Here is an 18434-nt window from a genome sequence, read left to right as displayed (position 1 = left end):
AATCGGCTGGCGTCAATACCCATATGCTTTCCAGAAGTGTCATCGCCGTCAAGACCGCAGTGATGCGGTTGGTCGGTTTGCTGGCCGTCGCAATGCTGGTGTTCGAATCGGCATTGCTTTTTACCGGCGTGGTGTTCCGCTATTTCCTGCATAAACCCATCATCTGGTCGGACGAACTGGCGCAGTCTGTCTTTATCTGGTTGTGCATGTTTGGCGCTGCGCTGGCGCTGGACCGGCACGAACATATGCGGCTGACTGCCGTGGTGGCACGCTTTTCCAGGCGCGCTCAGAACTGGTTTGAAACGCTGGGGCTGGTGATTATTCTGTTGTTTGCCGCGTATTTGATCGGGCCGGGGTTTCATCATGCCGGCGGCCAGATGGTGGTGACCTCACCTGCGCTTAACATTCCCGATGGTTATCGGGCACTGGCGATTCCGGTGGGCATGTGCCTGTTTGCCTTTATTGCCCTGAGTCATTTGCTGGCGCACTCACGCTGGCAGGACATTCTGTCTGCGGCGGCCGTTGTCGCGGTGGTGGGCTATGCGCTCTGGTATTTTGCCGATTTTATGTATGACATCGGTAATCTTAACCTGATCGTATTCTTTGTGCTGGTGCTGGGCGCGTGTGTCATGAGTGGCGTGCCGATTGCCTTTTGTTTCGGCATTGCCACGCTGGCCTATATCGTCAATATTGCCGAAGTGCCGCCGTCCATTGTCGTGACGCGCATTGATGAAGGCGCCTCGCATCTCGTGTTGCTGGCCGTGCCGCTGTTCGTGGTATTGGGCGTATTACTGCAAATCAGTGGCATGGCGCGCAAGTTGATTGATTTTATGTCGTCTGTCTTGGGCCATATCCGAGGCGGACTCAATTATGTATTGCTGGGCGCCATGTTCCTGGTCTCGGGTATTTCCGGCTCCAAGGTGGCCGACATGGCCGCGGTTGCACCGGCATTATTCCCGGAAATGAAACGCAAGGGCGCCGACGAGAATGACCTGGCGGCGCTGTTATCGGCCACTGGGGCGATGACCGAAACCATTCCGCCCAGCCTGGTGCTGATAACGATTGGCGCCGTATGCGGTGTATCCATCAGTGCACTTTTTATCGGCGGGCTGGTGCCTGCGCTGGTATGCACGCTGGCCATTGCCTTTGTGTGTTATCTGAAATCGCGCAAAGCCGCGCAGGACACCCGTGAACGCGCCAATGCTGCCGAGATTGGCCGCACTTTTGTGTGGGCGTTGCCAGTGTTGATCCTGCCGATCATTATCCGCGTGTGCGTGGTCGAAGGCGTTGCCACGGCAACCGAGGTGGCCTCTATTGGTATTGTATATGTCATTATTTATGCAATTATTGTGCAACTGGCCATTGGTGGTGTAGACAAATCACGCATTTATCCAATGCTGATCGAGGCCACGTCGCTCTCGGGCGCCATCCTGCTGATTATTGGGGTTGCCACTGCGATGGCCTGGGCGTTGACCCAATCAGGATTTTCCACCACGCTCGTTGAGTTCATGACGCATATTCCAGGTGGGGTATTCGGCTTCATGACGGTGAGTATTGTGCTTTTCGTTTTGCTGGGCAGCATCCTGGAAGGCATTCCCGCCATTGTACTGTTCGGCCCGTTGATCTTCCCGGCCGCTCAAGCCATGCACATTCACGAGGTGCATTACGCGATTGTGATCATTCTTGCCATGGGTATTGGGCTCTTTGCTCCGCCGCTGGGCGTGGGATTTTATTCAGCCAGCGCGATCAGCAAGGTCAACCCGGACAAGGTCATTCCGAAGATGTGGCTGTATCTGGCTGTTCTGCTGGTAACGACATTTGTCATTGCGTTTGTACCCTGGTTTTCCATCGGGTTCCTCTGATGAATCCGCGTTGATCCTTTGTTTCACATAGGTGGTGCAGTATGAGTGATGGTTCATTAAGTAATGCGCGCGTTGCGGTGGTCACCGGTGGTGGTAATGGTATCGGCCGGGCAATTGTCGAGGCTTTTGCGCACGCCGGCTATCGGACCATGATCGCCGACGTCAATGGGGCGGATTCGCAGGCACTGGAGACATCGCTCAACGAGCAATCGCTACAGGCACGTTATCTTAGGCTGGACGTGGCTGATGCCGACAGCATTGCACAGTTTTTTACCACTGTAGAACGCGATTATGGTCGCTGCGATGTTCTGGTGAACAATGCCGGCATTGCCAAAACCGTGGCCTATCTGGATTATCCGAAGGACCATTGGGATAAGGTCATGCAAGTGAACGTAACCGGACCCTTTCTGATGTCGCAGCATGCAGGACGGCTGATGCAAAAAAGACAGTCTGGGCGAATCATTAATATTGCATCTGTGAGCGGCGAGCGTGCCAGCTGGGGTCGGGCAGCCTATGGGACATCGAAGGCCGCTGTTTTCGGACTGACGCGCCAGATGGCCCTGGAGCTGGCCGAATTCGGTATCACGACCAACGGGATTGCGCCAGGTCCGGTCGATACGCCGCTTACCCAGCAACTGCATACACAGGCTACCCGGGACGAGTTCATTGGGTCAATCCCCATGGGGCGCTACGGTACACCGCAGGAAATTGCCCAGGTGTGCTTGTTCTTGGCGTCCGAGGCTGCATCGTATATCAACGGTCATGTGATTCCCGTAGATGGCGGTTTTCTGGCTGCAGGCATTACCGGACATTGACTGTTTATTTCAGTTGTCATGGTTTCAATAGTTGTCATAGTTTAAGGGAGTCGATTGCAATGCGTGTGTCAATGACGGGCTGGGCCCATTCGAAATTCGGAAAAATGGATGGCGTTGATCCGGAACAGATGATCGGCGACGTGGCGCTGCAGGCGATTGCCCACGCCGGACTGGCGCATAGTGATATAGATTCGCTGCACGTTGGCCATTACAACGGTGGATTTCTGTATCAGGATTTTCCGTCCTCTCTGTTATTCAACGCGATTCCGGCGTTGCGATTCATTCCGGCCGTACGGCTGGAAAATGCCTGCGCTACCGGTTCGGCAGCGTTGCATTCTGCGCTCAACGCGGTTGCCAGCGGACGCAGTCGCTATGCGCTGGTGCTTGGTTTTGAGAAAATGTCGGAACTATCTACTCCGGAAATTGGTGATGTTTTGCTCAAATGCTCCTATGCCAGGGAAGAGGCGGCGGTCGCCGGTGGTTTTGCTGGTCTGTTTGGCAATGTCATCGCCAAAACCTATTTCGATCGCTTCGGAGACCAGTCTGACGCGCTGGCGATGATTGCCGCCAAGAACCACCATAACGGCATGTCCAATCCATATGCGCATATGCGAAAAGATTTCGGCTTCGAGTTCTGTCGCATGGAATCGGAAAAAAATCCTTTCGTGGCCGGCCCGCTCAAGCGCACCGATTGCTCACTGGTCTCTGACGGCGCGGCCGCCATCATTATCTGCAGGGATGATGATGTTTGCAATAGCGACAATCACGTGCGTTTTCTTGCAGCGTCACAGGTCAATGATTATCTGCCCATGAGCCGTCGCGACCCTATTGCCTTCGAAGGCGCGACGCGCGCCTGGCAGCGGGCGCTGGCCGACAGTAGCCTGAGCCTGGACGAATTGTCGTTCGTGGAAACCCATGATTGCTTTACCATTGCCGAGCTGATTGAATACGAGGCCATGGGCCTGGCGCGCCCGGGCGAAGGCGCACGCGTCATTCTGGACGGCATCAGCGCCCGAGACGGACGCTTGCCCGTGAATCCTTCGGGAGGCCTGAAGTCCAAAGGGCACCCAATTGGGGCGACCGGCGTGTCCATGCACGTCATGGCCGCCATGCAGCTGAGCGGGCAGGCAGCAGACATGCAATTGCCGGTAGCAGATAGGGCCGGTGTCTTTAACATGGGTGGCTCTGCAGTCGCCAATTATGTAAGTATTCTTGAGCGCGTCTAAAGCGCGCGTGATAGACCTGTAATCGCGCAATGAGCGCAGATATCGGGCTAATCGGAAATGATGTCATGCTCAAGCCGGTAAAAAATATTGGTAACTTTCTGACCGATGTCAGTTTACGTTTTGCGGACCTGCCTGGACTAATTCATGGTGACCGTACCTATAGCTGGGGTGAACTAAATGCCCGGGTCGATTCGCTTGCCCGTGCCTTAAGCAAACTTGGCATTGGCAAGGGCGACCGCATTCTGATTCATTCTTCCAATAATGTGCAGTTGTTCGAAAGCTGCTGGGCAACCTTCAAGCTCGGTGCTATCTGGGTGCCCACCAACGTGCGAATTACAGAGTCGGAGATCGCCTATCTTGCCTCGGCGAGCACGGCTTCGATCGTCATCTATGATGATGGGTACGCGGGTCACGCCAACAGTTGCTGCCACGCTGCGGACTCTGTCAGGCACGTGATCGCCATAGGCGAGCCGCAGCAGGACGAGCACAACTACGAAGCGTTGCTGGCGCTGCATAGAAGCGATGGACGCTTCGAAGCGGTCGATGTGGATTATGAAGACCCCTTATGGTTCTTTTTTACCTCCGGTACTACCGGGTTTCCCAAGGCTGGCGTGCTGTCGCACGGGCAAATGGCGTTTGTGATTACCAATCATCTGGCTGATCTGCTGCCGGGTATTGACCAGCATTCGCGCTCCCTGGTGGTGGCGCCGCTATCGCACGGCGCTGGAATACATGCCATTGCCAATACAGCCCGTGGCGCCGCCAGTATCTTGCCTGCTTCGGCGCGGCTCGATTGTGCCGAAGCATGGCAACTGGTACAGCAATATCGCGTTGACAACATGTTCACTGTGCCCACGATTGTAAAACGGCTGACTGAAGACCCAGCGGTGGATCAGTTTGATCATTCGTCATTGAAATACGTGATTTATGCAGGTGCCCCGATGTATCGCCAAGACCAGAAACACGCATTGCGAAAATTGGGCAAGGTGCTGGTGCAATATTACGGGCTGGGCGAAGTGACAGGCAATATCACGGTGCTGCCTGCGCATATGCACCAGCAAGATGATACTGCCGATGACGCCAGGATTGGCACCTGCGGTTACGCCAGAACAGGCATGGAAATAGCGATCCTGGATGAAGATGGCCAGCGCTGCAATGCTGGCATGATAGGTGAAATATGCGTGCGCGGCCCGGCGGTATGCATGGGGTATGACAATAATGCTGCGGCCAATGAAAAAGCATTCCGTTATGGCTGGTTTCACACTGGTGATCTGGGCTATCTGGATGAGCAGGGCTTCCTGTACATTACCGGACGCCAGTCAGACATGTATATTTCCGGTGGCTCCAATGTGTATCCGAGGGAAGTTGAAGAGGCTTTGCTGGCGCACACCGCGGTTTCTGAAGTGGCCGTGTTTGGCGTGCCAGATGAAAAATGGGGAGAGACAGGTGTCGCGGTAGTGGTTTGCAAAAACGGTTGCAGGACCGATGCCGTGGCATTAAACCGTCACCTGAATGGCAAAGTGGCGCGCTACAAGTATCCGTCGAGATATTACTTCTGGGATTCCATGCCAAAATCGGGCTATGGGAAAATCGTCAAAAAAGACTTGCGACGCATGGTGCAAGATGATGCAACGGCTTAACTCAAGAGTGCTCTCTCTGGCTCGCCTTGGCCAAAGCAACTGGATGCTTGATGTGCCCGACGGCGCCTCGATCTGGGAGCGGGTATCGGCCGCCTTCGCGCAGCACGACATTCAAAGTGCGCATCTGGATTTGATGGGCGGGCATCTTCGTTCGGCCATTTTTTATACCGGATATCCTGATCCGGCCGGCAAGCGTATTGCGCAATATGGCGCGCCAAACCACACCGGCAATGCAACATTGATCTCGGCCATGGGCATATACGGAAAGGACAGGGAAGGCAAGCCCCTGTTGCATTGTCATGGTTGTCTTGTGACCGGCAATGGCCAGACGCAGGGCGGTCATCTGGACACGCAGCAATGCATCGTGGGGCAGACCGGGATACGCATTTATGTGACGGCGACAAACGAAATCGAATTTGTCGCCAGACTGGATGCTACCTCTGGTATGTATGTATTTCATCCGCAATTAGCAGAACATATTGATGACACTGCCCAGCGTGCTGCAGTGTCCGCTGCGCACGAGCGCTGAGGTTTTAGCCCTGAACGGCAAAGGAACAGATGTATGGAATCCAGTATCAGGCACTGTCGGGTAGGGCGTGTGGTCAATGCGCGGTTTTTCTGCAATGACGATCTTATCACCGGCATGGAAGACATCTGCCGCGAACACGATATTGCTCAGGGCGTGATCAAAGGCGGGCTTGGCAGTCTGTTCAAGTCCAGCCTGCAAATCATGACCGACGAAGGCGTGCCGCGCAATATCAATGTGGAAGGATTCGCGGTGGAAATTCTGAGCATGAACGGTCACGTGCGCCGTGATCGTGAAGGAAAAACCGAAGTGGAACTCTATGGCATTGTGGCCAACAATGCGGGCGAAGTATTTGCCGGCAGATTTATTAAGGGTGGTTCACCCGTGTGTATCACGATCGAGGTCATGGTACAGGAGTGGCTGGATTAAACCGGACGACTTCACTGTCGACGGGGTCTCATCCGCAAGCAAGAACGCAGCCACGCTGCGCGCCACGGACGGCCGGATTGGAAAGAATCATACCTGCCTGCGCCATCGGCCGCACAGAATGCCCCTGACAATGGTGTCGTACAGCGGACACCTTTCACTCCTTTAGGTCAATCCATGGAGGCAGGTTCAATGCCAGCCGCCATGGATTGGCCGAAGTCTTTATTGCTGAGATCTTTATCGCTAAAACCTTTATTACTGAGGTCTTTAGGGCTTGTAGCTACATTGTTACACCCAACGGCCACGGTGCAAACTCATTTTGTCCATAGCCGTGCAGTTCGCTCTTGGTTTTTTTGCCTGATGCCGCGTCCAGTATCATGTGATAGATTTTTTCTCCCAGGCTGTCTACCGTTTCTTCACCGCTGATGATCGTGCCACAGTTGATATCGATATCTTCTTCCTGACGTTGCCACAACGCATTGTTGGTACTCAGCTTGAGCGACGGAGAGGGGGTACAGCCGTAAGCCGAGCCGCGGCCGGTTGTAAAACAAATCAGATTGGCGCCCGAGGCAACCTGTCCGGTGGCCGATACCGGATCGAAACCGGGTGAGTCCATGAATACCATGCCTTTTGCCGTAACAGGCTGCGCATATTCGTAAACGTCATTCAGGTTGGTGGTGCCGGCCTTGGCGACCGCGCCCAGTGATTTTTCCAGAATGGTTGTCAGCCCGCCAGCCTTGTTGCCGGCAGACGGATTGTTATTCATTTCGGCAAAATTGCGTTCGCAATAATCTTCCCACCATTTGATGCGGGCTACCAATTTTTCGCCAACTTCACGACTGACGGCGCGCTGAGTCAGCAAATGTTCTGCACCATAAATCTCAGGTGTTTCCGACAGAATGGCGGTGCCACCGGCGCGTACCAGACGATCAACGGCTGCACCCAGCGCCGGGTTTGCGGTAATGCCGGAATAACCGTCAGAACCGCCGCATTGCAGGCCCACGGTAAGATGTGAGGCAGACACCGGCTCACGCTGGACTTGGTTGGCGGCAGGCAGCATGGACTTGACCACTGCGATGCCTTTGGCGACGGTTTTCGCGGTGCCGCCGGTATCCTGAATGGTAAAGGTTTGCAGGTTAACGCTTTCTTTCATATTGCCGGACGCAAGAATGGCTGAGATCTGATTGGACTCACAGCCCAGGCCGACCATCAGTACCGAATGAAAGTTGGGGTGTTTTGCGTAGCCGACCAGGGTGCGCCTGAGCGTTTCCACAAACAGGCCCTCGGCTGCGTGGCCACAGCCGGTGGCATGGGGCAGGGCAACTACACCATCAACGTTGGGAAAGTCTGCCAGCGCTGCGGGATTGATATCGCGACGGAAATGATCGGCAATGGCTTTGGCAGCGGTCGCCGAACAGTTCACAGAGGTGAGGATCCCGATGAAGTTGCGCGTTGCAACCCGGCCATCTGGCCTGACGTAGCCCATGAACTGGTCAGTATTTTCGTTGACTGGCACATTCTTTGTGTGAGAGCCGAAGTCGTAATCACGTTCGAAATCCATCATGGTCATATTGTGCGTATGAACATGCTGGCCGGCGCGGATGTCGCGGGTCGCCTTACCAATGATTTGGTTGTAGCGGCGTACCGGGCTGTCTTTTGCGATGTCCACGGTGGCGATCTTGTGTCCGGCGGGAACCAGTCCGAGGATGGCGATTCCGTCCTCTGTATTGCCCTGCATCAGCTGTTCAGTCGCAATAATGACATTATCATTGGCATGCAGTCGTATGGTCTTCTTCATTGAGGTCCTCTGGATTTCACTTTGAAATAATGATGGTGTGTTAGCCGATGATGGCCATCAGGCGCTGATGGGCGCGGGTCAAATGGCGCTGCATGGCGGCCTGCGCCTGCAACGGATCGCGCTCTTCGATGGCCTGGCAGATTTGTTCATGCTCCTGCATGGCAGCCAGCCAGGCCTGCTGATCGTCAAAATGACGGTGCATGGTGCGGGCAATCGGCCGGTAGCGCTGGTCGAATAAGCCGGTTATGGTCTGTATGACCAGTTGATTGTCGGTGCTCTGCGCCAGCGTCATATGAAAAAGCCGGTCTGCATCGGCCATGCGGGCATTGGTCGATAAATCGCTTTGCGCCATGGCCGCTTGCATGTCCGTCAGGCTTTTCCTGAGTTTTTTACGCAGGCCGGGCGACATGAAACGGGCCGCTTCGGCAGCCACCGCAGATTCCAGAAAATAGCGCATCTGGTTTACCTCTTTCGGGCTGTCTTCGGCAATGCTGTGCAGCCTTAAGGCGGCGTGGGCAAGAAGGGGAGCGCTATCCGGATCATCGCCGGACATAGCTTGTGCAGCGGCTTGTTGACTGCCGGCAGCCTCATCTGTTTGAGCCTGAGCGTCACGCTGGGGTGCGCTAGGCGGCACTTTGTTGGCGCCGGCATGATCTGCCTGCGCCGTTGACTCGGTTTGTGCGGTGCTGCTTTTTACGTAGATGCCCGAGCCGATTCGGATTTCAACTTCATCCTGCAGTTCCAGAACGATCAGCGCCTCGCGCAGCGTCGGCCGCGACACCCCTAACTGTTGTGCAAGCTCTCTTTCCGAAGGCAGGCGGGCGCCTGCACCGATGTGCAGGTTCGCAATAACCGTGCGCAATTGCGCAGCGGTCTGCAGATAGGCTCTTGCCGCCATTTTGCGAGATGGGGACGGTGCGTCGGAAGTCATATTTTCAATTGAAATCAAATTAAATCCAATATAGGGGATTCAACTTAAGTGGTCAAACCAATTATGGTGTAAATATGCATTTTATAGGGTTTTCTATAAGTGGTTTTACCAATTAGTCCGTGTAGGATGTCTTACTTTTATCACAGTCAAAAGCGGGTCAGACATGACTTATGAGTTCGATTTCAGCTCTGTCTTTGCCTACTGGCAGTTCTTCTTGGAAGGGGCACGTACGACGGTTGTCATGTCGTTCTGGTCCACGCTGGCCGGGTTTATTCTTGGCGTCATGTGCGCGGTCGCTCGCAGCTCGTCCATTTCGTGGTTAAGCAAAACGGTCGGCGCCTATGTCGAGGTGATTCGCAATACGCCGCTGATCATCCAAAGCTACTTTCTGATTTTCGGCATGTCCAGCGTGGGGCTGACCATGCCGATTCTGGTCGGCGCCATTCTTGCACTTGTCATCAATATCACGGCTTATACCTGTGAGATTGTGCGGGCCGGGATCGAATCTGTGCCGCGCAGCCAGCGGGAAGCAGGCGAGTGCCTGGGGTTATCTCCCTTGCAGGTGTACTGGCACATTATTCTGGTGCCGGCCCTGGAGCGTGTATACCCGGCGCTTACCAGCCAGTTCATTTTGCTCATGCTGGTTACCAGTGTGCTCTCAGCGGTGGGGACCGAAGATTTGTTCGGCGTTTCGGGTCAGGTGCAATCCATGACGTTCCGCAATTTCGAAGTCTTTATCATTCTCTGGGGAATCTATCTGGCCATGTCGCTGATGGTTCGGGCTATTTTCTGGATGTTGGCCAAGTTGCTTTTTGTACGCAGGCGTCGCCTGGGCACGTTGCTTTGAACCGGAGCGCTGAAATATGAATCAAGAACAGCTGGTTTTTCTGTTGCAGGGCGCCTGGGGCACCTTTGTGCTGTCCGTGCTTACCTTTGTGTTTGCCAGTGCCGTGGGGCTGATGATCGCACTGATGCGCGTTTCTGCCAATCCCATTGTCCGTGGCGCAGCCTTTACCTATATTCAGGCCATTCAGGGTACACCGCTGCTGGTGCTCATGGGGGTGTGTTTTTATGGCCCGACCATTTTGGGCTTTACCTCAGTGCCTGCGCTGACGGCAGCGGTGCTGGCGCTAACCATTCAGTCCTCGGCATTTTTGGGTGAAATCTGGCGAGGCTGTATTCAATCTGTGCCGAGAAACCAGTGGGAAGCGGCCGAGTGCCTGGGTTTGAGCCGTATTCAGCGCATGTTCCAGGTTATTTTGCCGCAGGCATTGCGCATCGCCGTGCCGCCGACCGTGGGTTTTATGGTGCAGATTGTCAAGAATACCTCGATCGCCTCGTTGGTAATCGGTTTTGCCGAGCTGTCCTATAACGCGAAAATACTCAATAACGCGACCTTCCAGCCATTTCTGTACTTTGGGCTTGCCGCGGTCTTGTATTTCATTATTTGTTATCCACTGTCGCGACTGAGCCTGAAGCTTGAACGCAAGCTGAACGTATCTCGCGGCTGATATGCAAAATTACACAAAGGAGCCAATATGAATTCAGTGCCTACGCAGCAACCGGTAGCCGATCTGCCTGTCGGCGCACCCGTCTCGCCAGGCAACGTGTCGGCTGGCGCGCAGCCCTTGTCGCACGATGCTCAGGTGATAGCAGGCGACATCGTGCGCCTGGACAATGTACATAAATGGTTCGGCGACAATCATGTACTCAAAGGAATCGATCTGAGCGTCAAGCCCGGTGAAATTATTGCCATTATCGGCCAGAGCGGATCGGGCAAGAGTACGGCGCTGCGCTGCATGGATCATCTGGAGCAGATCGATAAGGGGTCGGTGACGGTATGCGGGCATACCTTTGGTGCGGATATCCCCAAGTCTGACCTGAAGATGCTGCGCCAGGATGTCGGCATTGTTTTCCAGAGCTACAACCTGTTCCCGCATTTGACCGTAGAGCGCAATATCACACTTGCGCTAACGTCGGTCAAGAAGATGGGCAAGAGCCAGGCCAAGGAAATCGCGCAAACCGTATTGGCGCAGGTTGGCCTGTCGGAGAAAAGTCAGATGTACCCGGAGCAGCTCTCGGGCGGACAGCAGCAACGCGTTGCGATTGCTCGTTCATTGGCGATGGGGCCCAAACTCATGCTGTTTGATGAGGTGACTTCTGCGCTGGATCCCCAGCTAACCGGAGAGGTACTGCGTGTCATTGAAAAACTGGCGCGTGAAGGTATGACGATGGTGCTGGTGACGCACGAAATGGCATTTGCCATGAAGGTCGCACATCGCATTGTTTATATGTATCAGGGCAAAATCCATGAACAGGGTGGGCCGGATATGCTGCGCAATCCGCAGACCCCTGAATTGAAGCACTTCCTGGATAACGGCCTGTAATCCGGCGTGCGGCAAAGCAAGCTGAACGTATCTTTTATTAAACGTACTTTTTATTAAAACGCATCCTTTATTTTTGTTGATTCGTTAGAAAACAATATTCCACACAGGAGACAATAATGACTTATTCGCTCAAACCCGCGCTTGCGGCAATTACTCTGGCCACGGCACTGCTGGGCACAGCGGCCCCCGCCTGTGCCAATACCCTGGAACAGATCATGCAGCAAAAAGTGCTGCGGGTTGCCATCGATCTGAGTGCGCCCCCTTATGGCATGAAAAGCGAAACCATGAAGGAAGTGGGTTCGGACGTTGAAACGGCCAATCTGTTGGCAAAGGACCTGGGCGTGACGCTGCAAATTGTCCCAACTACCCAGGCCAATCGCATTCCGTTTCTGCTTACCAACAAGGCCGACATTGTGATTTCAAGTTTGTCGATCACGCCAGAGCGCGCAAAGGTAATTGATTTCTCAATACCTTACGCAGTGATTCAGTCTGTGATAGGAGCGCCCAAGGATGCGCCCATCAAGCAGATGGAGGATCTGGCAGGAAAAACAGTGGTCACAGCCAGGGGCACCACCAATGATCAGAACGTCACCAAGCTGGCACCACCAGGAACCAACATTGTTCGTTTTGAAAACGATGCGACAGCCATTACCGCGATAACCAGCGGACAGGCAAATATTTTTTCGACCGCGCCTTCCATTATTGCCGCGCTCAATAAAAAGGATCCGGCCAAGGCTCTGGATATCAAGGTTGTGATGTCGACCTCGAAAATGGGTATCGGCATCGCCCGCAACAACCAGCAATTGAAAGAAAAAATCAATGAACTGATCCGCCAGAATTTGAAAAACGGCCAGTTAAATACCATCTTCAAAAAATATCACGCGACCGATTTGCCACAGGACGTATTGGCTGAAGGTAAATAACAAACGGGCGCATTGTGTGCGCTCGCTTCTTCACAGTATTGCCGCCGCGGGCGGGGTGTGTATTGCATCCCAGTAGCCCTCTGAAGCGTAGTGCTGCTTGAGCATATCGATAAAGCTGCGGGTGCGCTGGGGCAGGTGCTTGCGGTTTGGCAATACGGCATAGATCCCGTTGGGCGAGGTTGCATAATCGTCCAGAACCGTGACCAGGCGACCGGCATTCAGGTCGGCCTGCACTTCCCACAAGGACCGCCACGACAGGCCAAAGCCATGCAATGCCCATTCGTGCAGGACACTGCCATCAGAGCAGGCCAGCCGGCCGGCAGGTTTGAAGGCGCGGTTGCTGCCTTTTTCTCGGAACAGCCACCCCTTGCTCTGACTGCCTTGCGGGCCGAACGACAGACATTCGTGTTTGACCAGATCCGCCGGTGTCTTGGGTGTGCCGTGCCGTTTCAAATAGGCAGGCGAGGCGACCACCACCCGTCGGTTTTCGGCCAGCTTTAATGCGATCAACTGGGAATCTGGCAGATCACCGATGCGGATGGCGCAGTCATATTGCTCTTCGAACATATCGATGATTCTGTCGGTCAGATCCAGTGTGACTCGGATGTCGGGATGGCGGTGGCAAAAATCCGGTATGTGCGGCGCTACGTGCTGTCGCCCGAAGCCGGCAGGCGCGGTCAGGCGCAAGGGGCCGGCAATTTTTACCTTGCCCTGTGTAATCTGGCTCTCGGTTTCTGCCAGATCCTTCAGGATGCGCTGGGCTTCTTCAACAAAGGCGTGGCCTTCAGGCGTAAGGGTCAGCTTGCGGGTGGAGCGAATCAGCAATTTCACCCCAAGGCGCTCTTCCAGCGCATCGATGCGCCGTCCCATCATGGCAGGGGCGATGCCATGCTGCTTGGCGGCAGCCGACAGGGTGCCAAGCGTGGCAACTGCGACAAAACTTTCCAGTTGGGTGAAGCGATCCATGGCTTGTGCGTCTTGAGTCTGGTTGAATGAACAATCCGTTCATTGTACCTTCGAATGGTCACGCACTGCGCAATCAGTAGCGGTAGGGGGTGTGCATGGAGAAGGTCCAGTCACGACGTCCGGTTTCGCGGGCATCCGGCGCGTAGGTCAGTTCGCTGAAGGTGGCCTGTCCGCTGCGATTGACCGCAATAATGGAGGAGCAGCGGGTGCCGTAGTTCTCGCTGATGATAAAAGGACTGCTCAGCAGCCGTTCGCGGTCTAACGGAATGCCGGTGTCGGGTAAGGCGTCGTCGGGCGCAGGGGTCGTGTCCTTAAGCAGCGCAAATACCTGTTGCAAGGCATCGGGACAGCAGTCGGGCGTGAGCGCATCCAGGCCGCGACGCAGGCGTTCGGCCTTGGGCCAGGGCGTGTCCAGCAGATGATTGGATAGAATATAGCTGCCATGCGCCAGCTTTTGCGGTGGCGCGTCCTGTCTATTACCGGTGTAGTAAACCTCGCTCACATCGCCCACGATCAGATTGAAGCCATTATAGCTATCGCCGGTTTTCCACACCTGCGCGGCGTATTCGCCGGCGGTTGTATCCCCGTCTACAAAATTGCTTACCAGCAGGCCGCGTGTGGGGGCCTGGGGGATAAAGCCGGAAGGATCACGAAAATTGGTCAGCATCGCAAAGCGGCCATTTCTGTTGATCGCCAGCCATGTGCCGCCACCGCTCAGATCCAGTCCCGAGAAAATATCAGGATTGGCATCCCACGGCGCGGCCGGCAGGGCTGGCCTGGCATGAAATTCGTCACGATTGGCGGCGATATAAAGTGGCCAGTCGGGATCTTTGGCAATGGACAGATAAATAATGCACATGGAAAGCGTCCTTCATGAAACAATGGTCTGGGGCTGTTTGATCAGGCAGCCGCGCTGACGTCCTGGGCAATAAGGCTATTCAGGCGAAACAGGCGCTCGCGCTTCAGGACCGTCTCCAGGGGCTCGCGGGGTCGGCCGATCATTACGGCATCGTCGGGAATCAGCGCCAGCAGTTGCGTCAGCAAATCAGGGTCCAATTCGTAGCATTTGACCAGAAACTGGTCAGGGTCAAATAGTGACAAACCCAGCAGGCGCAGTTCGCTGCGGTTGAAGTCCCGCAGGTTTCGGGTCAGAATACAGACAGATTGGCCGGGGTACAGTGCCAGCGCGGCGCGGCCTGCCGCAATGACATGCCAATCCTTGGGGTCGCTTTTGGATAGCCCCGTTTCGAATTGACTGACAATTCCCATATCGGCCCGCGGAAAGGCAGATTGCATATCCTGCCAATGGATGGCGATGTCCTGCTCGGACACCGTCCAGACGCGGCTGGCGTTGCGGCGCCATTCCTGGCCGATATAGTCGCCCCAGACAGGTTCGAACATGCCCGATTGCGCCAGACGCAGCAGCAAATTCTTCAGAATGGTGGACATGAGCACACAGGTATCGAGCACGACACGCTGAGGCAACAGGTTACTGGCGACAAGGGGGTCGCACTTGGCAGCAGTGTCGGGAAAGCCTGAATTCATTGAAAGGTCAATCGGAGCAGTTAAAATTTGATTGTACTGGCTGGGTTACCTTTCTTTGGCTAACAGTCTTTATCTTGAGTCAAAAACTGTCTTGTCTTACATCTTGAAATGTAGGTAGTTGCCATTATGTATTAAGCAACCTGGCCAGATATGTCTGGCCGTAATGAATGACATGGGAAGAATCATGAGATTTGACAAATTAACTACAAAATTTCAACAGGCGCTAGCTGACGCCCAAAGTATTGCCGGCCGTAATGATAATCAGTACATTGAGCCGGTTCACGTTCTTTCTGCCTTGCTGGGTGACACCGATAGCGGCGCCGGCAGTCTGCTGGCGCGTGCCGGCGTTGCGGTCAATCGCGTCGGCCCGGCACTGGATAGTGCTATCAAGTCTCTGCCACAGGTGCAGGGAGCCGAAGGCAATGTGCAGATCAGTCGCGAACTGAATGCGCTGCTGACCGCAACAGACAAGGAAGCGGCCCGGCGGGGTGATGCTTTTATTGCAAGTGAATTGTTTTTGCTGGCATTGGCCGAAGATAAAGGCGAGGCCGGCCGCATCTTGCGCGACTCCGGCCTGCAGAAAAAAGCGCTCGAAGCGGCCATTGAAGCTGTTCGGGGCGGCGCAGCCGTGCAAGACCAGGAAGGCGAAAGCAATCGTCAGGCGTTGAAGAAATACACCACGGACCTGACTGAACGAGCCCGCATGGGCAAGCTGGATCCGGTCATTGGCCGCGATGACGAAATCCGACGGGCCATCCAGATTCTGCAGCGGCGCACCAAAAACAACCCGGTACTCATCGGCGAGCCTGGCGTGGGTAAAACAGCCATCGTGGAAGGCCTGGCGCAGCGCATTGTCAATGATGAAGTGCCCGAAACCTTGCGCGGAAAACGCGTGCTGTCACTGGATCTAGCCGCATTGCTGGCCGGAGCCAAATATCGCGGTGAGTTCGAGGAACGCCTCAAGGCAGTGCTCAAGGAACTGGCACAGGATGACGGTAGTAATATCGTTTTCATCGACGAAATCCATACAATGGTAGGCGCAGGCAAGGCCGAAGGGGCGATGGACGCCGGCAATATGCTCAAGCCAGCGCTTTCGCGCGGCGAATTGCATTGTATCGGCGCCACCACGCTTGATGAATACCGTAAGTACATTGAGAAGGACGCCGCACTGGAGCGGCGCTTCCAGAAAGTGCTGATCAACGAACCCGACGTTGAAAGCACAATTGCCATATTGCGCGGTCTTCAGGAGCGATATGAGTTGCACCACGGTGTCGATATTACTGACCCGGCCATTGTGGCGGCAGCCGAGCTGTCCAATCGCTATATCACAGACCGTTTTTTGCCGGACAAGGCGATTGACCTGATCGACGAGGCTGCGGCGCGTATCCGCATGGAAATCGATTCGAAACCTGAAGTCATGGATCGCCTGGATCGCCGGATCATCCAGCTGAAAATTGAACGCGAGGCGGTGCGTAAGGAAACCGACGATGCATCTGCCCGCCGCCTGAAAGCGATTGAGGACGAGCTGGAAAAGCTGCAACGCGAGTACAACGACTACGAAGAGATCTGGAAAGCCGAAAAAGCGGCGGTGCAGGGTGCGCAGTCGATCAAGGAAGAAATTGAGAAGGTCAGGGCGCAAATGGCTGAGTTTCAGCGCAAGGGCCAGTACGAGCAACTGGCCGAGTTGCAATACAGCCGCCTGCCCGAACTGGAAGGCCGCCTGAAGGCTGCCGAATCGGAAGAGTCCAGCAAGGGCAAGCCACGCCTGCTGCGCACCGAAGTTGGGGCCGAAGAAATTGCAGAAGTGGTTTCCCGCGCTACCGGCATCCCTGTATCCAAAATGATGCAGGGAGAGCGTGAAAAACTGCTTGGCATGGAAGATTTCCTGCATAAACGTGTGGTAGGGCAAGATGAGGCGGTGACGCTGGTTTCCGACGCGATCCGGCGCTCGCGCGCAGGTCTGTCCGATCCGTCACGGCCGTATGGATCCTTCCTGTTTCTGGGCCCGACCGGTGTTGGTAAAACCGAACTGACCAAGGCCCTGGCCGGGTTCCTGTTCGATTCGGAAGATCACCTGGTGCGTATCGATATGAGCGAGTTCATGGAGAAGCATTCGGTGGCACGCCTGATCGGGGCGCCCCCGGGTTATGTCGGCTATGAAGAGGGCGGTTACCTGACCGAAGCGGTGCGGCGCAAGCCTTATAGCGTCATTTTGCTGGACGAGGTGGAGAAGGCCCATCCGGATGTGTTCAATATCCTGTTGCAGGTGCTGGATGATGGCCGTTTGACAGACGGGCAGGGGCGCACGGTAGATTTTCGCAATACGGTGATTGTGATGACCTCGAATCTGGGTTCGCATCACATTCAGAATATGGTTGGCGAGTCTTATGAAGCGATCAAGCAAGTGGTCTGGGAGGACGTGAAACAGGCATTCCGGCCTGAATTTCTGAACCGCATTGACGAGGTGGTGGTATTTCATTCGCTGGACAGCGCGCAGATCTCCTCTATTGCCCGGATTCAGCTGGATCGTCTGGCAGCCCGGCTGGCTGGTCAGGATATGCATTTGCATGTTTCAGATGCGGCACTGGCTTTGCTGGCAAAAAGCGGCTTCGATCCGGTATTCGGGGCAAGGCCGTTGAAACGTGCAATTCAGCAACACGTGGAAAACGGCATGGCAAGAAAAATTCTCGAGGGAGAATTCGGCCCTGGAGACACTGTCTTGGTCGATATAAAAGACGGCGTTTTTTTGTTCAGCCGCGAAAACAGTGATATTGCGGGCTAAAGCCGCTACGTTTCTGTATAAAAGCCCGGGTATTTCCCGGGCTTTTTTTTGTATAAATTAAAGTTTAATGACAGTTGTATTGACGTCAGTTCATAAATATTCATTGACACAGGTTCTTTTTACCGACATAGTGTCACACATAAGATATTCAAGTTAAAGGAAGCCGTGCTTCGGTTATACGAAATAGGCTTCTGGTTACAGCGGTACTGTTTGCATGTGTCGTCTCCTTGAAGTCTTGTCCCAGAGATAGGATTTTATCTCAGTTTATTTATACATCAGGAAATCGACATGTCGACAGAATCAGGAATTGTAAAGTGGTTTAATAACGAGAAAGGCTTTGGTTTCATCAAGCCCGCCTCAGGTGGTAAAGATCTGTTTGTGCACCACACAGACATCATCGGTACAGGCTACAAATCACTGCAAGAAAACCAGGAAGTAACATTCGTGGTTGCTGAAGGCCCTAAAGGTCCTCAAGCTAAAGAAGTTTCAGCCAAGTAATTTATTTGCGCTGTGCTGAAAATACCGCCTACGGGCGGTATTTTTTCGTCTGTACTCAATGAAGTGTGAACGGATGACAACAAATTGCGTTCGAAATATTGCCGAGTGC

17 protein-coding genes are annotated in these 18434 nt (G+C 54.5%); 12 read left to right on the top strand and 5 right to left on the bottom strand.

Annotated features, from left to right (window positions below; translation table 11 throughout):
* The first annotated feature begins 23 nt into the window (after positions 1-23).
* From EV681_RS11190 to EV681_RS11165, 6 genes are read left to right on the top strand one after another with little or no spacing between them, the layout of a single operon-like run.
* On the top strand, positions 24-1862 hold the full coding sequence (locus EV681_RS11190; RefSeq protein WP_130304075.1) for a TRAP transporter large permease: 1839 nt from the start codon (positions 24-26) through the stop codon (positions 1860-1862).
* A gap of 41 nt (positions 1863-1903) precedes the next feature.
* A complete protein-coding gene (locus EV681_RS11185) occupies positions 1904-2677 on the top strand; it encodes an SDR family NAD(P)-dependent oxidoreductase (protein WP_130303955.1) in 774 nt (257 codons plus the stop codon).
* A gap of 59 nt (positions 2678-2736) precedes the next feature.
* The gene (locus EV681_RS11180; RefSeq protein ID WP_130303954.1) at positions 2737-3903 is read left to right on the top strand and encodes an acetyl-CoA acetyltransferase; all 1167 of its coding nucleotides are present in this window, start codon (positions 2737-2739) and stop codon (positions 3901-3903) included.
* A gap of 29 nt (positions 3904-3932) precedes the next feature.
* Entirely contained in the window at positions 3933-5543 is a 1611-nt protein-coding gene (locus EV681_RS11175; RefSeq protein ID WP_130303953.1) for an acyl-CoA synthetase, read from the top strand.
* A complete protein-coding gene (locus EV681_RS11170; RefSeq protein ID WP_165393007.1) occupies positions 5527-6072 on the top strand; it encodes a PPC domain-containing DNA-binding protein in 546 nt (181 codons plus the stop codon). The genes EV681_RS11175 and EV681_RS11170 overlap by 17 nt, the downstream gene beginning before the upstream one ends.
* A gap of 33 nt (positions 6073-6105) precedes the next feature.
* Complete coding sequence (locus tag EV681_RS11165; RefSeq protein WP_128394027.1) at positions 6106-6498, top strand: PPC domain-containing DNA-binding protein; 393 nt, start codon at positions 6106-6108, stop codon at positions 6496-6498.
* A gap of 277 nt (positions 6499-6775) precedes the next feature.
* Here the strand turns inward: EV681_RS11165 and EV681_RS11160 are convergent, their stop codons facing one another.
* Both EV681_RS11160 and EV681_RS11155 read right to left on the bottom strand, forming a co-directional pair.
* Positions 6776-8293: a UxaA family hydrolase gene (locus EV681_RS11160; protein WP_130303951.1), complete on the bottom strand. Its 1518-nt coding sequence runs from the start codon at positions 8291-8293 to the stop codon at positions 6776-6778.
* 40 nt (positions 8294-8333) lie between these two features.
* Positions 8334-9242: a FadR/GntR family transcriptional regulator gene (locus EV681_RS11155; RefSeq protein WP_128394029.1), complete on the bottom strand. Its 909-nt coding sequence runs from the start codon at positions 9240-9242 to the stop codon at positions 8334-8336.
* A 145-nt stretch (positions 9243-9387) separates the two neighbouring features.
* Between EV681_RS11155 and EV681_RS11150 the strand changes: the two genes are divergently transcribed.
* From EV681_RS11150 to EV681_RS11135, 4 genes are all read left to right on the top strand, one after another.
* The gene (locus EV681_RS11150; protein ID WP_128394030.1) at positions 9388-10071 is read left to right on the top strand and encodes an amino acid ABC transporter permease; all 684 of its coding nucleotides are present in this window, start codon (positions 9388-9390) and stop codon (positions 10069-10071) included.
* A gap of 16 nt (positions 10072-10087) precedes the next feature.
* Positions 10088-10735, top strand: a complete 648-nt coding sequence (locus tag EV681_RS11145) for an amino acid ABC transporter permease (RefSeq protein ID WP_128394031.1) — start codon at positions 10088-10090, stop codon at positions 10733-10735.
* A 27-nt stretch (positions 10736-10762) separates the two neighbouring features.
* The gene (locus tag EV681_RS11140) at positions 10763-11611 is read left to right on the top strand and encodes an amino acid ABC transporter ATP-binding protein (RefSeq protein ID WP_242612198.1); all 849 of its coding nucleotides are present in this window, start codon (positions 10763-10765) and stop codon (positions 11609-11611) included.
* A 116-nt stretch (positions 11612-11727) separates the two neighbouring features.
* Positions 11728-12534: a transporter substrate-binding domain-containing protein gene (locus EV681_RS11135; RefSeq protein ID WP_128394032.1), complete on the top strand. Its 807-nt coding sequence runs from the start codon at positions 11728-11730 to the stop codon at positions 12532-12534.
* Between the two features lie 30 nt (positions 12535-12564).
* On the opposite strand, the gene EV681_RS11130 is transcribed toward EV681_RS11135, so the two are convergent.
* The 3 genes from EV681_RS11130 to EV681_RS11120 all read right to left on the bottom strand — a co-directional run bounded on the left by EV681_RS11130 (position 12565) and on the right by EV681_RS11120 (position 15045).
* Positions 12565-13500 (bottom strand): LysR family transcriptional regulator, encoded by a 936-nt coding sequence (locus EV681_RS11130; protein WP_130303949.1) that lies wholly within the window; start codon positions 13498-13500, stop codon positions 12565-12567.
* Between the two features lie 73 nt (positions 13501-13573).
* On the bottom strand, positions 13574-14359 hold the full coding sequence (locus EV681_RS11125) for an NRDE family protein (protein ID WP_128394034.1): 786 nt from the start codon (positions 14357-14359) through the stop codon (positions 13574-13576).
* A 41-nt stretch (positions 14360-14400) separates the two neighbouring features.
* Entirely contained in the window at positions 14401-15045 is a 645-nt protein-coding gene (locus tag EV681_RS11120; RefSeq protein WP_130303948.1) for a PIN domain-containing protein, read from the bottom strand.
* Positions 15046-15229: 184 nt separating this feature from the next.
* Here EV681_RS11120 and clpB point away from each other — a divergent pair, with 184 nt between their 5' ends.
* Together clpB and EV681_RS11110 are read left to right on the top strand one after the other, a co-directional pair.
* Positions 15230-17827, top strand: a complete 2598-nt coding sequence (gene clpB, locus EV681_RS11115; protein ID WP_128394036.1) for an ATP-dependent chaperone ClpB — start codon at positions 15230-15232, stop codon at positions 17825-17827.
* A 288-nt stretch (positions 17828-18115) separates the two neighbouring features.
* Entirely contained in the window at positions 18116-18325 is a 210-nt protein-coding gene (locus tag EV681_RS11110) for a cold-shock protein (RefSeq protein WP_014750808.1), read from the top strand.
* Positions 18326-18434 lie beyond the last annotated feature (109 nt).

The organism is Advenella incenata (assembly GCF_004217095.1).
GTDB lineage: Bacteria > Pseudomonadota > Gammaproteobacteria > Burkholderiales > Burkholderiaceae_B > Advenella > Advenella incenata.
The sequence above is the reverse complement of the archived record's forward strand: the minus strand, read 5'-3'. Positions and strand labels throughout refer to the sequence as shown.

What these genes read in the sequence shown, in the direction of transcription:
- EV681_RS11190 (WP_130304075.1), top strand. Translation starts at nt 24, where the DNA reads ATGCTTTCCAGAAGTGTCATCGCCGTCAAGACCGCAGTGATGCGGTTG.
- EV681_RS11185 (WP_130303955.1), top strand. Translation starts at nt 1,904, where the DNA reads ATGAGTGATGGTTCATTAAGTAATGCGCGCGTTGCGGTGGTCACCGGT.
- EV681_RS11180 (WP_130303954.1), top strand. Translation starts at nt 2,737, where the DNA reads ATGCGTGTGTCAATGACGGGCTGGGCCCATTCGAAATTCGGAAAAATG.
- EV681_RS11175 (WP_130303953.1), top strand. Translation starts at nt 3,933, where the DNA reads ATGAGCGCAGATATCGGGCTAATCGGAAATGATGTCATGCTCAAGCCG.
- EV681_RS11170 (WP_165393007.1), top strand. Translation starts at nt 5,527, where the DNA reads ATGATGCAACGGCTTAACTCAAGAGTGCTCTCTCTGGCTCGCCTTGGC.
- EV681_RS11165 (WP_128394027.1), top strand. Translation starts at nt 6,106, where the DNA reads ATGGAATCCAGTATCAGGCACTGTCGGGTAGGGCGTGTGGTCAATGCG.
- EV681_RS11160 (WP_130303951.1), bottom strand. Translation starts at nt 8,293, where the DNA reads ATGAAGAAGACCATACGACTGCATGCCAATGATAATGTCATTATTGCG.
- EV681_RS11150 (WP_128394030.1), top strand. Translation starts at nt 9,388, where the DNA reads ATGACTTATGAGTTCGATTTCAGCTCTGTCTTTGCCTACTGGCAGTTC.
- EV681_RS11145 (WP_128394031.1), top strand. Translation starts at nt 10,088, where the DNA reads ATGAATCAAGAACAGCTGGTTTTTCTGTTGCAGGGCGCCTGGGGCACC.
- EV681_RS11140 (WP_242612198.1), top strand. Translation starts at nt 10,763, where the DNA reads ATGAATTCAGTGCCTACGCAGCAACCGGTAGCCGATCTGCCTGTCGGC.
- EV681_RS11135 (WP_128394032.1), top strand. Translation starts at nt 11,728, where the DNA reads ATGACTTATTCGCTCAAACCCGCGCTTGCGGCAATTACTCTGGCCACG.
- EV681_RS11130 (WP_130303949.1), bottom strand. Translation starts at nt 13,500, where the DNA reads ATGGATCGCTTCACCCAACTGGAAAGTTTTGTCGCAGTTGCCACGCTT.
- EV681_RS11125 (WP_128394034.1), bottom strand. Translation starts at nt 14,359, where the DNA reads ATGTGCATTATTTATCTGTCCATTGCCAAAGATCCCGACTGGCCACTT.
- EV681_RS11120 (WP_130303948.1), bottom strand. Translation starts at nt 15,045, where the DNA reads ATGAATTCAGGCTTTCCCGACACTGCTGCCAAGTGCGACCCCCTTGTC.
- clpB (WP_128394036.1), top strand. Translation starts at nt 15,230, where the DNA reads ATGAGATTTGACAAATTAACTACAAAATTTCAACAGGCGCTAGCTGAC.
- EV681_RS11110 (WP_014750808.1), top strand. Translation starts at nt 18,116, where the DNA reads ATGTCGACAGAATCAGGAATTGTAAAGTGGTTTAATAACGAGAAAGGC.